General features: G+C 31.5%; 16 protein-coding genes. 4 read left to right on the forward strand and 12 right to left on the reverse strand.

Features of this window, described 5'->3' with window-relative positions:
- Positions 1-84: 84 nt before the first annotated feature.
- Positions 85-444: a hypothetical protein gene (locus D9V42_RS12380; RefSeq protein ID WP_233665368.1), complete on the reverse strand. Its 360-nt coding sequence runs from the start codon at positions 442-444 to the stop codon at positions 85-87.
- 289 nt (positions 445-733) lie between these two features.
- On the opposite strand from D9V42_RS12380, the gene D9V42_RS12385 reads away from it, so the two are divergent.
- Complete coding sequence (locus D9V42_RS12385) at positions 734-1,294, forward strand: thioredoxin family protein (RefSeq protein WP_107531860.1); 561 nt, start codon at positions 734-736, stop codon at positions 1,292-1,294.
- A 75-nt stretch (positions 1,295-1,369) separates the two neighbouring features.
- On the opposite strand, the gene pmtD is transcribed toward D9V42_RS12385, so the two are convergent.
- The 7 genes from pmtD to D9V42_RS15475 form a co-directional block, all read right to left on the reverse strand.
- The gene (pmtD, locus tag D9V42_RS12390; RefSeq protein WP_122065201.1) at positions 1,370-2,098 is read right to left on the reverse strand and encodes a phenol-soluble modulin export ABC transporter permease subunit PmtD; all 729 of its coding nucleotides are present in this window, start codon (positions 2,096-2,098) and stop codon (positions 1,370-1,372) included.
- Positions 2,098-2,970, reverse strand: coding sequence for a phenol-soluble modulin export ABC transporter ATP-binding protein PmtC (gene pmtC, locus D9V42_RS12395; RefSeq protein WP_107556024.1), 873 nt, complete (start codon positions 2,968-2,970; stop codon positions 2,098-2,100). Before pmtC ends, pmtD begins: the two co-directional genes overlap by 1 nt.
- A gap of 20 nt (positions 2,971-2,990) precedes the next feature.
- Positions 2,991-3,653, reverse strand: a complete 663-nt coding sequence (gene pmtB, locus D9V42_RS12400) for a phenol-soluble modulin export ABC transporter permease subunit PmtB (RefSeq protein ID WP_107531857.1) — start codon at positions 3,651-3,653, stop codon at positions 2,991-2,993.
- Between the two features lie 16 nt (positions 3,654-3,669).
- Positions 3,670-4,557 (reverse strand): phenol-soluble modulin export ABC transporter ATP-binding protein PmtA, encoded by an 888-nt coding sequence (pmtA, locus tag D9V42_RS12405; RefSeq protein ID WP_122065203.1) that lies wholly within the window; start codon positions 4,555-4,557, stop codon positions 3,670-3,672.
- A complete protein-coding gene (gene pmtR, locus D9V42_RS12410; RefSeq protein WP_017723446.1) occupies positions 4,554-4,934 on the reverse strand; it encodes a PSM export ABC transporter transcriptional regulator PmtR in 381 nt (126 codons plus the stop codon). The genes pmtA and pmtR overlap by 4 nt, the downstream gene beginning before the upstream one ends.
- 209 nt (positions 4,935-5,143) lie before the next feature.
- The gene (locus D9V42_RS12415) at positions 5,144-5,332 is read right to left on the reverse strand and encodes an SE1626 family protein (RefSeq protein WP_107531855.1); all 189 of its coding nucleotides are present in this window, start codon (positions 5,330-5,332) and stop codon (positions 5,144-5,146) included.
- 236 nt (positions 5,333-5,568) lie between these two features.
- The gene (locus D9V42_RS15475; protein ID WP_230454283.1) at positions 5,569-5,664 is read right to left on the reverse strand and encodes a Trp-rich small protein; all 96 of its coding nucleotides are present in this window, start codon (positions 5,662-5,664) and stop codon (positions 5,569-5,571) included.
- Between the two features lie 201 nt (positions 5,665-5,865).
- On the opposite strand from D9V42_RS15475, the gene D9V42_RS12420 reads away from it, so the two are divergent.
- Positions 5,866-7,155 (forward strand): aminotransferase class I/II-fold pyridoxal phosphate-dependent enzyme, encoded by a 1,290-nt coding sequence (locus D9V42_RS12420; RefSeq protein WP_107556021.1) that lies wholly within the window; start codon positions 5,866-5,868, stop codon positions 7,153-7,155.
- A 270-nt stretch (positions 7,156-7,425) separates the two neighbouring features.
- On the opposite strand, the gene D9V42_RS12425 is transcribed toward D9V42_RS12420, so the two are convergent.
- A complete protein-coding gene (locus D9V42_RS12425; RefSeq protein WP_107556020.1) occupies positions 7,426-7,893 on the reverse strand; it encodes a DinB family protein in 468 nt (155 codons plus the stop codon).
- A 502-nt stretch (positions 7,894-8,395) separates the two neighbouring features.
- Here D9V42_RS12425 and D9V42_RS12430 point away from each other — a divergent pair.
- Positions 8,396-8,785 carry a YkvA family protein gene (locus D9V42_RS12430; RefSeq protein ID WP_122065205.1) on the forward strand — a complete coding sequence of 130 codons (390 nt, stop codon included), beginning with the start codon at positions 8,396-8,398 and terminating at the stop codon, positions 8,783-8,785.
- Positions 8,786-9,024: 239 nt separating this feature from the next.
- Here D9V42_RS12430 and groL read toward each other — a convergent pair whose 3' ends face one another.
- Both groL and groES read right to left on the reverse strand, forming a co-directional pair.
- A complete protein-coding gene (gene groL / locus D9V42_RS12435; RefSeq protein ID WP_029378933.1) occupies positions 9,025-10,647 on the reverse strand; it encodes a chaperonin GroEL in 1,623 nt (540 codons plus the stop codon).
- A gap of 64 nt (positions 10,648-10,711) precedes the next feature.
- On the reverse strand, positions 10,712-10,999 hold the full coding sequence (gene groES / locus D9V42_RS12440) for a co-chaperone GroES (protein ID WP_107531971.1): 288 nt from the start codon (positions 10,997-10,999) through the stop codon (positions 10,712-10,714).
- Between the two features lie 178 nt (positions 11,000-11,177).
- Between groES and mroQ the strand changes: the two genes are divergently transcribed.
- Positions 11,178-11,921 carry an intramembrane glutamic endopeptidase MroQ gene (gene mroQ, locus D9V42_RS12445; protein ID WP_107556018.1) on the forward strand — a complete coding sequence of 248 codons (744 nt, stop codon included), beginning with the start codon at positions 11,178-11,180 and terminating at the stop codon, positions 11,919-11,921.
- Positions 11,922-11,998: 77 nt separating this feature from the next.
- Here mroQ and D9V42_RS15585 read toward each other — a convergent pair.
- A partial coding sequence (locus tag D9V42_RS15585) for an SdrH family protein (protein WP_279634288.1) occupies positions 11,999-13,237 on the reverse strand: 1,239 nt, incomplete at its 5' end.

Here is a 13,237-nt window from a genome sequence, read left to right on the forward strand (position 1 = left end):
TTCTAGATTCGAATCAAAATATTTTATGTAATATCTAAGAATTTCGTATTGCATAAGGTTATCATTCATTAGATTTTAAATCCTTTATTTCTTGTAGAATTCAATTTTCTTTATTTTATCATGTTTGTACACAATAGATAACTTTATTTGATTAACTTTGTCATGATAAGTAATAACTTTATATGATTTATGTAACTGCTTATTCTTATAGTGATCACCTAATTGATTAATTACGCTTTGTATATCTCCATCTATACTTGCATTAAAATTAGTCTCAATCTTAGTATCTTTAACGAGCGTGATGCCTTTCAAGCAACCGTCTTTTTTATTGACTTTAAATGTTAAATAAGGTTCATGACCTTTTGTATAAATACGATGATTTTTCATTACGACATGATTATATGTTGTATATTTTTGAGCATCTATTTGTGTGTCTAATTTCATATTATCAATAGTTAGCTGCGATAAATTCGTAGATTGCGTATTATAATGTAATTCACAATTAAAAGTGTCCCTATCCCCATTGCCATAAAAAGACTAACGATTAATAATTTAAACGACCTATGTAAATTCAATATTGTTGTCACACTCCATATATTTAATAAAAGACAAATTTGATCTTTTTGTTTAATAGGTTAACTTAAAATCAAATTTATTTTTCTAAGTATTTAAAATTTTCTTTCATATTAAAAATTGATATAATAATAACTAATACGCTAAAGGGGGAAATATTATGACAAGTTTAGAAACTTATTTCAAAAACAGTCAACCGCTTGATCAATATATCGAAGCTATGACTGAAAACAAAGAGAATTTGTTAACGATTTACAATTCTTTCTCTTTACCAGAAGAGGATAATCGGATTGAAAAAATTAAATCATTAAACTATTCAAAAGTATTAGTCATCACTGAAGATTGGTGTGGGGATGCCATGATGAATGTCCCAATTTTAAAACATATTAGTGAAACTTTAAATTTAGAAGTTCGAGTATTCCACCGCGATGAAAATACAGATTTAATAGATCAGTATTTAACAAATGGAACCGCTCGTTCAATACCTATTTTCGTTTTCTTAAATGATGCTTATGAACAACAAACTGTTTGGGGACCACGTGCAAGACAAGTGCAACATTTTGTAGATGAAGCACGTTCAAACGTTCCAGCAAAAGATGATCCAACTTTTGAAGACAAGTCTGCTGAAGCACATACAATTATGATGAATCGTTATAAAACTGATTCTCAATTATGGAAATACGTTTATGATTCCATATTAGATAAGTTAATCATAAAATAAAAAGACGTATGAATGTTGCTGTTTAACTGCACATTCATACGTCTTTCTTTTAACTCATTTATTAGTTATCTACTGTTAAATATCTTTCTTAGATGAATAGAAAATATTAACAACAAACAAGATAACGATTGACGCTGAAGTTATAAACCATTGCCAGTTCGTAAATGTATAATCACCTGAAGTTGTTTTTGAAGTTAAATAGCTAAATGGAATATATTTTAATGAATCTTGTATATTGTCTCCAATTTTAGGAATCATAGGTAAGAACGGTTCCGCAAATGGAACAATTAACACTAAGAATACACCAAGCGTAAATATAAGTGCCGTCTTAGGTACAATCAGTGAAAATAAATATAAAAGTAATCCAAAGAATAAATGGAACATTAAAAAGAACCATAATAGTTCAAAAATCTTTTTAGTTTTAATATTGTCCCCATCAACGAGACCTTGAACAATAAGTACAAATCCAACTAATACAGCTGTTATCAATACTGCAATTAAAATAATCGAAATCACTTTTGCAATAATATAACCAATACGGTTAGAAGTTTTATTCATGTAAAGTTGAATTGTACCTTGTGAAATATCACGTGTGATTGTTTTGATTACAAATAGCAAGCCCATAATTGAAAAGAACCAACTACCTATTGTAAGTAATGTATTGCCATTCATTTCATCTGCCTGTTGTAAAAATAAAATGATGAAGCCAACCATTGGTAACAATGTTAGAAGCAACGCTAAATATGTTAACGGACTTTTAAAAATGCTGAACATATCATATTTTACGAGTTGTAAACTATTCATTATTGACCACCTTTCTGATTAATATTGAAGTAAGTATCACGCAACGAACTTTTACGTGTTTCAATAAACTTAGGATAAATGTCTTTGTTCGCTAAACCTTTAAGCACATTTTTATAACTATTTTGAGCTTTTATAATAATTTCTCCACTCGCTTGTTGTGTTTGAATTACGTCAAACGCTTCGTTTAAGAACGTTGCAGCAGTATCGAAATCACTATCTTCAAATATAAGTACCGTAGAGTCAGAAGGTGTTCCTTCTTTCATGTCTACATCTTGAACAAATTTACCATCACGTAAGAAGACTGCTCTATCGCAAATTAATTCAATATCCTCTAACTTATGACTAGAAATTAAAATTTTCATTTCTAATTCTTTTACAAGTGATTGGATTGTCTTTAAAACATCAATAGAACCATCTGGGTCCATACCATTAGTAGGTTCATCAAGAATTAAATACTTTGGTTTATTCATTAATGAAACAGCGATTGCTAACTTTTGCTTCATACCCATAGAATATTTTTTAACTTTTTTCTTAACGTAAGGTCTCATACCGAATGCATCGATAATTTGATCCGCATATTTTTTGTCGAACCCTTTACCTAAAACATTTGCAAAAAGTTTTAAATTATATAATCCTGACTTATTATCATACAATTTGGGATGTTCGATGAGGTAACCGATATTTTCTTTGTTACCTGTTTTTACATCACCTTTATAATTGATAATATTTCCATTCATTACTTTCATAAGTGTTGTTTTACCGACACCATTTTTACCTATCAAGCCCACAATTTGGCTCTGACCAAAATCAAAATCAATATGGTCTAAAACATTATTACTACCATACGTTTTAGTAATATTCTTTAATTCCATAAATGCGCCTCCCTTTGAGATTAATTTATTTTTTTATATTGAATGAAATAATTAGTAATAAAAAACAAAATACTCATTACTAAAAATCCATAGTTAAACATCGGTTCTAAATAATCCAATTGTCTTAAATTAAAATTAAATACTGCGATAAGACCAACAGCAACCAGTATGACAAAAATCGGTATAATAATAAACATCGTTAGTAGATATATCAAATAAGAAATATATTCCGATTTTTGTTCAGTATACCTTTTAAATGCTATAGGTATAGCAAAAAAGTTAATTGTTATGTAAGAGTAAGGCACCATAACATTCAAATTTAATTGGTCCGCAGAAACGTTAGAATCCGGTATATTGTATAGTGATAATATAGCTGCTCCTACTAATGTAAACATAAGTACGGTTACATAGTTTGCATTAAGTAGCGCTTTTTTTGAAACTGGTAAACTCGCAAAAAAATCGTATGACATTTTGTGTCCTAATTTACTATTGAACCTAAACGCATGCCCAGAATCAACGATAGATATGAACAATAATATCATCGCAACAGCTGAATAAATTGATTTAGTAAGTAAAGTATCATTTCCAATTACTAGTTGTAATGGCGAAAACAACAATAACATCGAATAAATAATTATAGTCCATTTACGTAATTTTATATTTCTAATAAGTAAATTTTTCATCTAATGGCCCTCCTCACTATGAAATGCCATCATTTTCAAATTCAATTTTGTGTAGCCCTTTTTCGAGGAAAACCATTAGTTCTTCAATTTTCGGTTTAGTTATTGCTACCTCATTACCAAATATTTCTTTAAATACATTTGCATGTGTTGTAAGCGCTGTATAGCCGGTTTTATTATATTCTATATAATATGCTAAAGACACTAACTCGTCGTCTATCTGATTTGAATCACCTTTTACAATTTGATACTTATTCATAATGTCATCTAAAAAATCATTAAAGACAATTTCACCGTCTTTTAAATATACTAAGTAATCAGCAATTTTCTCTAAATCAGAAATAATGTGTGTGGAAATAAATACAGTTTTATTTTCATCGATGAGTTCTTGTTGAATGATATCTAAAACTTCATTTCGAACAATCGGGTCTAAACCAGAAGTAGGTTCGTCTAAAATAAATAATTCTGCATGATGACTAAAAGCAATCGCAATAGATAATTTCATTTTCATACCTGTTGAAAAAGTTTTAAGCTTTTTATTCCGAACTAAATTAAATTTTTCAAGAAAGTAATTAAAACGCGCATTGTCCCACCTTTTGTAAAAAGGAGCGATATATTTTTCAATTTTGTTAACTGTCCACTTATCATTTAAATACAGTTCTGAATAAATAAAACCGATTCTATTTTTGATTTCCTCAGCATTGTCTTTCATCTGTTTATTAAAAACTAAGATTTCTCCTTGTTCTGGTTCAATTAAATCCATAATTAATCTAATGAGTGTCGTTTTGCCAACGCCGTTTGCGCCAATAAATCCTGTAACAAACCCTTGAGGAACTTCAAAAGAAATATCGTTCAACTTGAATTCTTTATGCTGATAATTAACAGCATTTAATTCTATAGCGTTCATTCCTCGTCCTCCTCAAAGATCATCTCCAGAATTTCTTGTAGCTCAGGCAATGACATACCGATTGTCTTAGCTTCTTTACTCATTGATTTAGCTAATGATTCAATCACGATGAATTGTTTTTCTTTCAAAATGGAACTATCTTGTTCTTTTACAAACGTACCTTTACCTCTAATTGTAAAGACAAAGCCATCTTTTTCTAAGTCTTCGTATGCACGCTTAGTGGTAATCACGCTTACGCTTAAATCTTGTGCTAACTCACGCATAGAAGGCAAATGTTCACCTGGCACTACGTACCCTTTTAAAATATTTTCTTTAATTTGTTGCTTAATTTGTTCATAAATAGGGCTTTCACTACTATTTTTCAAAAGTATTTTCACGGACGTCCTCCCTTGCAACTGTATATACACAATATATACAATATATACACGCTTGTAAAGAGAAAATTAGAAATTAATTGCATACTTTTTAATTTTGTAATTCTTGAACACTAAATATTATTTTTGAGATCCATATACAAAATTAAAAGACTATATCTGAAAGAAAACAAATTTTGCCTTTTTCATAAATATAGCCTTTAAAATAACTATTACTTCTTTTGGTCATTTTTCTTTTTTCGTCTATTATTATTACGATCAATAAACGCACAAACCATAAACATTATGGCTGCAATTAATAATTTTATGCCAGAACTTTCATGTCCTGTAGCTTGCAAGTAATACCCCACCACAAACAGGGCAATAGCAATAATGACAAATATCTTTGTTAAATGTTTCATCCATTTCACCTCAAAACAATTTTCATTATACCAAATTATGTTAAATATTTCTAAATCACTATTGATTCATTTAATTTTATTGATTTTTATTTTACCCCTATCATATTTTAAGCAATAGAATATATTGTTTGCAGTCTTTAAAATATGATGATAAAATTATTAATGTATCCACGGATTATATTACACAACCCCAAGTCTGATGACGCAGACTTGGGGTTTTTTGTGTGTAAGGCCACCTATTTGTCTTTCCATTTATTTTCTAACCAAACACGGAATACAACAAGTAAGCTACCTGTTAACAAAGTTGTTATGATTTCTTGCCACCACGTGATCATACTACACCTCCCACAGAAAAAAGTACCATGTAGGATTTCGATGGCCTAACCATATTCTAACATAAAATAGAACGTATGTTCGTGTAAAACTGTAGTTTTTTTATTTTTCCGTCAAATCTTTGCGCTATGCTTTAATTTCAAGCTATTTCGCGATAATATAATAGTATCCTGAAATAGTAAAGAGAGGTTGACCAACATATGAATCCTTTAGCTTTAGATTTAAATGAAAAACTATCTAAAACAAACCCAGAAATAGCTGATATGCTATCAGACCTTGGAAAATTAATGTATTACCCGAAAGGTATTTTATCTCAGTCTGCTGAGGCAAAATCTACAAAGTATAATGCAACAATCGGTATGGCTACTTATAAAGACAGTAAGATGTATGCTGATACATTAAATGATGTTTTTACAGAGCTTACTCCTGATGAAATCTTTCCATACGCGCCTCCTCAAGGTATTGAATCACTCCGTGATTTATGGCAACAAAAAATGTTAAAAGAAAACCCAGATTTAGATGCGAATGACATGACTAGACCCATTCTTACTAATGCTTTAACTCATGGTTTATCATTAGTAGCCGACATGTTTGTTGATAGTGGCGATACATTACTATTACCGACTCATAATTGGGGTAATTATAAACTTGTATATAGTGCTAGACATAACGCTGATATTGAAACATATGATATCTTTGATGAAGATGGCCATTTTACAACTGATAACTTTGTTGATACTTTGGAAAACTACCAAAAAGATAAAGTAGTTTTAATTTTAAACTATCCTAATAATCCAACAGGCTACACACCTACTAAAGAAGAGGTTAATACAATCGTTGCTGCCATCAAATCATTAGCAGAACGTGGCACAAATGTTATTGCCTTGGTAGATGATGCTTATTATGGTTTATTTTATGAAGACGTATATACACAATCACTATTTACTGCTTTAACAAATTTACATTTGGATAATGTATTGCCAATACGTTTAGATGGTGCTACAAAAGAATTCTTTGCTTGGGGGCTGCGAGTTGGATTCATTAGCTTTGGCGTCTCAAATGAAACGACTAAACACGTTCTTGAAGAAAAAGTAAAAGGATTAATTAGAAGTAACATCTCAAGCGGTCCAATGCCTTCTCAAAGTGCTGTTAAATATGTTTTAGAACACCCTGAGACTTTCGAAAATGAAATACAACATAACATTGATACACTACAAGCGAGATATGAAATCACTAAATCAGTAGTTTATGACGAGCAATATGCTCCTTATTGGCAAGTGTATGACTTTAATTCTGGGTATTTCATGGCATTAAAAGTTCATGGTGTAGATCCTGAACAATTGCGTTTATACTTAATCGAAACCTATTCAATTGGTATTATCGCGCTAAATGATACTGATATACGTATCGCATTCAGTTGTGTCGAAAAAGACGATATCCCACATGTATTTGATACAATTGCAAAAGCAATATCAGAATTACAAAAATAATTTATTGATTTGATATAAAGTCAAAGAGGGCAACGAAAGTTTATTAATAAGCTTTCGTTGCCCTCTTTTGCTAAAACCGTAAAGTTCTAGTCGTTGCAAATATAAGTTAACATTACTTGCTAGCTAGTATTCATCCCCGTGGGAGTGCCACAGTACCAACTTTTATTTAAAGTATTCTCGTGGTGCTAAGCCAATACAAACAAGAATAACTTTACATTAAAACAGCCCAACACACCTATTTATGTGCCGAGCCGATTAAATTAATTATATCTATTGATGTTGCTTGAGTATACGTGACATTTCTTCAATTTTACCAGCATGTAGTGGAATATGAATTGCATTGAGTACTAATAATTCATTTAATGTACTGCAACCAGCAATAGTCTCTGTCAATTCTTGTTCTAACTGTTCATCAGTTAAGCTTCTCGCACGGTCTGGTAATGTTTTTAAATGTTCAAATATTTCATCAACGGTAGGAATCTCTTCATCTCCCCACTTTTCTGGTGAAGAACCATATCCAAATAAACTTGTATATTTAGCAATATCTACTTCATTTTGTTCACATAATGATAATGCACTTTCAAATATCGTAAGTACATGTCCATATTGCCAATGAATTGTATTTGGAAAGGCAGCAATCTTATCGTCTAACACCTCTTCGTTACTCCAATTATCGTATCCTGATATTAAATAATTAATACCTAAATCGATAACTTCATAAACTGTTGGTTTTGTCATAATTAAACTTCCTTTCGTCTTTCAAGAATTTAAGTACACTTAAAATCATGTATAAGAACCGCTTCTAATTATACTTACATACTTTACCCTAAACTATAATTAAATATTCACATAATAAAATGCTTTAGAAAACCAAAAATTATTTTCTCGAAATTGATGTAATTAAAAAATAAAAACCCTAACACTTCATTTAGTAAATATAAAAGTTCTGTGTATGAAAAATTAAGTATTTAATAATTTGTACAAAAGCGCAATATTTTAAAATTAATGCTATATTATACTTTGTTAAATGCTTTCTAAATCACCATTCAATATTTCTACAAATAAATGTACTTAAAATGAAAAACATAGAGTTTATAACATGTGTGCTTGTCGTTTATTTTTTTGATCAAAGACGCGAATGATGAGCTATTTTATTAGTACGTATTAACTTTTAATCTTTCCCAAATATTCTAAAAAATGATGCCCACATTTCAAAATTCATTGATTATGGAGGAGACAAGTGAAAAATAAACAAATTGAGTTTTTTAAAAATTGGATTACAACCTTAAAAAAAGAACTTCTAGTCCTATATTTATCTTACAAAGCGCCTCGTACACCATTATATACAAAATGTTTTGCTTTATTAGTCGTTGCTTATGCGCTTAGCCCAATCGATCTTATACCTGATTTCATACCAGTCATTGGCTATTTAGATGATTTAATCATAGTACCAATAGGCATTTATTTATGTTTGAAGCTCATTCCTAATGAAATACTGACGGAAATGCGTAAAAAAGCTTTGGATTATGAATGGAACAAATCGAAGAATTGGTTTATGGCAATTCTCATATTATTAATTTGGTTCACTCTTTTATTCTGGCTAACAAAATTATTTATTAGTTATGTTTAACAATTAAAAGATACATCATAAATGACTTTTCACTAAAATGGATTACACTAGTTTACTCAGCATGTATGTTAGAAACACAGCGAACTTTATTTATCAATATAATGAGTGACTACCAATACAAAGATTAAGGCTGAGACAATTAAAAATTTGTCCCAGCCTCTAAAGCTTTTACTACATATAATTTATTAATGTTATCAAGAGAAATCTATTGAAAATTAATTAAATATCTATATTAAATTTTACATCATCCCTGGCATGCCGCCCATACCTGCTTGAGCGTCGTTACTACTTTCTTCTGGAATATTAGCAACAACTGCTTCTGTAGTAAGGAACATTGCAGCAACACTTGCAGCATGTTGTAATGATGAACGTGTTACTTTAGTAGGGTCCACAATACCAGCTTCTAACATGTTTACCCATTCATTCGTAGCCGCATTGAAACCAACGCCTACGTCTGCATTTTTAAGTCTTTCAACTATAATTGAACCTTCTAAACCAGCATTTTCAGCAATTTGGCGTACCGGCGCTTCTAAAGCCTTCAATACAATATTAATACCAGTTGCTATATCGCCTTCAGCTTCAATTTTAGAAACTTTATCATAAATATTCATGAAGGCAGTTCCTCCACCAGCTACGATACCTTCTTCAACGGCAGCTCTTGTAGAGTTTAACGCATCTTCAATACGTAATTTACGTTCTTTCAATTCTGTTTCGCTTGCTGCACCAACTTTAATTACAGCTACACCACCTGCTAATTTAGCTAAGCGTTCTTGTAGTTTTTCTTTATCGAACTCAGAATCTGTTTCTTCAATTTGAGCTTTAATTTGGCTTACACGTGCATCGATATTATTTTGATCTCCATCGCCATCAACAACAGTTGTATTATCTTTTGTAATTTCTGCTTTATTAGATGTACCTAACATATCAATTGTAGCGTCTTTAATATCTAATCCTAAATCATCTGTAATTACTTGTGCACCTGTTAAAATCGCTAAATCTTCTAACATTGCTTTACGACGATCACCGAAACCAGGTGCTTTAACAGCAACAGCAGTAAATGTACCACGCATACGGTTTAATACTATATTTGTTAATGCGTCACCTTCCACATCGTCAGCTACGATTAAGATTGGACGGTTTGATTGAACCACCTGTTCTAACAGCGGTAAAATGTCTTGGAATGATGAAATCTTTTTATCAGTTATTAAAATATAAGGTTTCTCAAGTTCTGCAACCATTTTATCTGAATCTGTTACCATATACGGTGATTGATAACCTCGATCAAATTGCATACCTTCTACAACTTCTAATTCTGTGTTAAAACCACTAGATTCTTCAATGGTAATAACACCGTCGTTACCAACTTTTTCCATAGCTTCAGAAATGTATTTACCGATTTCTTCATCAGCAGCAGAAATTGAACCAACTTGAGCAATTTCATTTTTGTTATCAACATTTTGAGAAATATCATGTAATGCATTAATAGCTACTTCTACAGCTTTATCAATACCTTGACGTAAACCTACTGGGTTCGCACCACTAGTAACGTTCTTCAATCCTTCTTGTATCATAGCTTGTGCTAAAACCGTCGCAGTTGTTGTTCCGTCACCAGCAATTTCATTTGTTTTGTTAGCAACTTCTTGAACTAATTTTGCACCCATATTTTCATAAGGATCTTCTAATTCAATTTCTTTAGCGATTGTCACACCATCATTTGTGATAAGCGGTGATGTATATTCTTTATCCAATACTACATTACGCCCTTTTGGTCCAATTGTAACTTTAACGGCGTTAGCTAATTTATCTACACCTCTTAACATAGATTGACGTGCGTCTTCAGAGAATTTTAAATCTTTCGCCATATTACTTATACCTCCATGATGTTTGATTGATTTATTTGAAATTATCAGAATTTATTTATAATTTTTATGCTTCAATTATAGCTAAAATATCTTCTTCATTTACGATTAAATAAGTTTCGTCTCCACGTTTTACTTCTGTTCCAGCGAATTGTTGAAATACTACATTATCGCCTTCATTTACTTCAGGAGCAACTCGAGAACCATCTTCTAAAATACGCCCTGCACCTACTGCAATTATCGTACCTTCGTTGGATTTCTCTTTCGCGCTATCAGTTAATACAATACCGCTCTTTGTTGTTTGCTCTTGTTCTGATTTTTGAATAATTACTCGGTTACCTAATGGCTTTAACATTGATTGTTCCTCCTTAAAAATAATAAAATGGTTTAGCACTTAAAGTGAATGAGTGCTAATGTACTTCTATAATAATCAAAGTTGGTCAATATTTCAAGTTAAAACTATCCAGCTAAATTTTGTATAAAACACTATTTTACGATAAAATAAGGTATCATTTAATTTTTGGAGGTTCATTATGTCTCGTTTATGGGTGTCCATATTGACATTGGTTATTTACGGCCTAGCACAATTTGGTGTCATCATTTTACAATTGTCTGGTCTGTTTGATAACTATAGTGGCAAAGAACTTGTCTTTGCGCAAATTTATACACAAGTTATATTATTTATTATCGCATCTTTCATAATTATTATAATTAATCATTTTATTGCTAACCCTACTTCTTTAGAACAGCAACCCAAAGAAAAGAAAAGATACGCTATTGGATGGGCGCTTGTTGGCTATTTTGTAGTAATGATTTATCAAATTATTGCTAATATGATTAATATCTATTTATTAGGCGCACCTCAATCCAGTCCAAACACAGAGAGACTGATGAAAGTAGCTCAAGAAATTCCTATATTCATTATATTAATTTCAGTAGTTGGCCCTATTTTAGAAGAATTTGTTTTTAGAAAAGTAATTTTCGGTGAAATTTATAATATGATCCAAGCAAATAAAACAATTAAATTTTTAATTGCAGGGATTGTGAGTTCAATTATTTTTAGTGCTGCCCATTCAGACCCTTCCTTTTTTATCATTTACTTTGGTATGGGTATGATTTTCTCAGCATTATATGTTTATACTAAACGAATTTGGGTCCCTATTTTAGTACATATCATGCAGAATGGTTTTGTAGTTATAATTCAAGTATTAGTAGGACCAGAAAAAATAAAAGAAATGCAGGAATCTGCTTCATTTATTCTCAACTTTTTATTTTAATCATCATTAAAAATTAAAGGGAAGAAGCTGCGACATCATTTTATGTCACAGCTTCTTCCCTTTTTATGTTTTGATTGTTATTTGCTATCTTTTTTATTTCTTCTATTGACGAAATATCCTAAGACTATACCAATAAAGATAATTATCATTGCTGTGATTAATGCAAATAGTGTACGTTCAAATTTAACATCAATTTCATTTTTAGATTGTTCATTTGTTGTATGTGTCAATTCATCCTCACTACTTGAATGATATTCGTATTTACCCGATGATTGTTGTCTTTTAGGACTTTTTAAATCAGGCATTGATCCAATTTCACCTGTAATCAATGCTAATACTTGGTTATCTAAATTTTTATAATAATCACTAGATTTTAAAACATTAAAATATTGGAATTTAAAATAATTTGTGCCTTTTTGTAATTCATTTAAAAATGCATTATCTGCAAAGGTTTGGCGCCTTAAAACTGACGAAATCTCTTTATCAGTTACTGTTTTAGCACCAGAACTCAGCTGTTTAACTTGATTAACTACAAAAGGATTATATTTAAATGAGCCAGCAGACATTTGATCAAACCTGTTTATTAATTGCTTTTCATTCGATTGAGATTTTTCGCTTTTGGCTAAATCACCATAACTCACTGAAGCTCCGCCGCTTGCAATCTCATGATGACTAGAACTTCCATATTGAGACTCATTTCTATGATTATTAGTGTGATTTATCGAATTGTTAGTTGTGTTTGAATCGTTATTATCAGTGTTATGGCCTGGATTTAAAGTTACATTTGAACCGTCTTGACCATTTGGTTTTGTATTATCTGCCCCAGGATAATTTGGAGTGTTTGAACTACCACCATTGGAATTATTTGTATTACCTTCGTCATGAGATGCGTTTGGATCTTCTGAACCTCCACCACTTGGCTTATTTGGTTCATTTGGTTCATTTCCATTACCTGGATTATCGGGATTCGGGTTACTGCCTGAGCTATCTCCGTTATCTGGGTTATCTGGATTTGGTTGATTGTCTCCGCCGTCTCCAGTGTCTGGGTTATCCGGGTTTGGTTGATGATCTCCGCCGTCCCCAGTGTCTGGGTTATCCGGATTTGGTTGATGATCTCCGCCGTCCCCAGTATCTGGATTATCCGGATTAGATTGATCATCTCCCCCGTCTCCAGTGTCTGGGTTATCCGGGTTTGGTTGATTATCTCCGCCGTCCCCAGTGTCTGGATTATCCGGGTTTGGTTGACCATCTCCATCATCTCCACTATCTGGGTTATCCGGGTTTGGTTGATTATCTCCGCCGTCCCCAGTGTCTGG

This window comes from Staphylococcus pseudoxylosus (assembly GCF_003697915.1).
Lineage (GTDB): Bacteria > Bacillota > Bacilli > Staphylococcales > Staphylococcaceae > Staphylococcus > Staphylococcus pseudoxylosus.

Coding starts and splice junctions, on each gene's coding strand:
- D9V42_RS12380 (WP_233665368.1), bottom strand. CDS start 444: ATGAAATTAGACACACAAATAGATGCTCAAAAATATACAACATATAAT.
- D9V42_RS12385 (WP_107531860.1), top strand. CDS start 734: ATGACAAGTTTAGAAACTTATTTCAAAAACAGTCAACCGCTTGATCAA.
- pmtD (WP_122065201.1), bottom strand. CDS start 2,098: ATGAATAGTTTACAACTCGTAAAATATGATATGTTCAGCATTTTTAAA.
- pmtC (WP_107556024.1), bottom strand. CDS start 2,970: ATGGAATTAAAGAATATTACTAAAACGTATGGTAGTAATAATGTTTTA.
- pmtB (WP_107531857.1), bottom strand. CDS start 3,653: ATGAAAAATTTACTTATTAGAAATATAAAATTACGTAAATGGACTATA.
- pmtA (WP_122065203.1), bottom strand. CDS start 4,557: ATGAACGCTATAGAATTAAATGCTGTTAATTATCAGCATAAAGAATTC.
- D9V42_RS12415 (WP_107531855.1), bottom strand. CDS start 5,332: ATGAAACATTTAACAAAGATATTTGTCATTATTGCTATTGCCCTGTTT.
- D9V42_RS12420 (WP_107556021.1), top strand. CDS start 5,866: ATGAATCCTTTAGCTTTAGATTTAAATGAAAAACTATCTAAAACAAAC.
- D9V42_RS12425 (WP_107556020.1), bottom strand. CDS start 7,893: ATGACAAAACCAACAGTTTATGAAGTTATCGATTTAGGTATTAATTAT.
- groL (WP_029378933.1), bottom strand. CDS start 10,647: ATGGCGAAAGATTTAAAATTCTCTGAAGACGCACGTCAATCTATGTTA.
- groES (WP_107531971.1), bottom strand. CDS start 10,999: ATGTTAAAGCCATTAGGTAACCGAGTAATTATTCAAAAATCAGAACAA.
- mroQ (WP_107556018.1), top strand. CDS start 11,178: ATGTCTCGTTTATGGGTGTCCATATTGACATTGGTTATTTACGGCCTA.